At 66.7% G+C, this 1,064-nt stretch carries 2 protein-coding genes; both read left to right on the top strand.

Annotation, left to right across the window (positions count from 1 at the left end):
• Positions 1-48: 48 nt before the first annotated feature.
• A complete protein-coding gene (locus HKD39_RS18535; RefSeq protein ID WP_171201359.1) occupies positions 49-360 on the top strand; it encodes a transposase in 312 nt (103 codons plus the stop codon).
• Positions 357-1,064: IS3 family transposase (locus tag HKD39_RS18530; protein WP_171201358.1), on the top strand; the 708-nt coding region annotated here is incomplete at its 3' end. The genes HKD39_RS18535 and HKD39_RS18530, both read left to right, overlap by 4 nt.

The raw sequence follows: 1,064 nt of genomic DNA, 5'->3' as shown, positions 1-1,064 counted from the left end.
TGAAGCGTCACGGCTTTGGGGCCGGTCCTTTGCGAGAGGATCGGTGTCATGCCGAAGCAATATCCGAAGCAGCAGCGTGAGCGTGCGGTGCGGATGGTCTTGGATCATCTGGACGAGTACGACAGTCCGTATCTGGCGTGTAAGACGATCGCCCCGAAGCTCGGGATCGGGGTCGAATCGCTGCGCCGGTGGGTGCAGCAGGCCTTGGTCGACGATGGTGTGCAGCCCGGTACGTCCACGGTCGAGCGGGCCCGGATCCGGGAACTCGAGCGGGAGGTCAGGGACCTGCGGGAAGCGAACGAGGTGCTGCAGGCCGCCTCGGTTTTCTTCGCGGGGAAACTCGACCCCCGACGCCGGTGATTGTCGAGTTCATCGATGCGCAGCGTCGGTGCGGTCACCGGATCTCGTTGGTGTGCAACGTGTTAGCCACGCTCGGTGTGATCTTCTCTGAGCGGGCGTATCGGAAGGCCCGGTCGCGGCCGCCGGCGGCGCGGACGGTCGCCGACGCTGTGGTGGTGGAGGCGTTGCTGGCCACCCGCCGGCCGGATGAGGTGACCGGGGCGCTGCCGCGGGAACGGTTCTACGGCAGGCGGAAGATGACCCGCTGGCTGCGCCGCCAGGGGCTGGTCGTGTCGTTCTGCCAGGTTGACCGGTTGATGCGGCAGGAAGGATTACGGGGCCTGCGCAGGGGTCGCCAGCAGGTCACCACCCGCCGCTGCGGGGCCCACGATGCGGCCGGTGACCTGCTGGACCGCAACTTCACCGCCGCCATCCCTGACCAGGCCTGGATCGCGGACCTGACGTACGTGTCCAGCTGGTCCGGGTGGTGCTATACCGCGTTCGTGGTCGATGTGTTCGCCCAGCGGATCCTGGGCTGGGCGATCGCCTCGGCGATGACCGAGAAGCTGGTCCGTGACGCGGTGAACATGGCCGTGTGGCAGCGGGCGCACCAAGGTCGTCCGATCGGGCAGCAGGTCATCCATCACAGCGACAAGGGAGCCCAATACACGGCTGTTCGCTTCGGTGAAACCCTTGCACTGCATGGCATGCAGCCCTCGACTGGA

The sequence above is a fragment of the Nakamurella aerolata genome (assembly GCF_013002705.1).
Taxonomy (GTDB): Bacteria; Actinomycetota; Actinomycetes; order Mycobacteriales; family Nakamurellaceae; genus Nakamurella; species Nakamurella aerolata.
The sequence above is the reverse complement of the archived record's forward strand: the minus strand, read 5'-3'. Positions and strand labels throughout refer to the sequence as shown.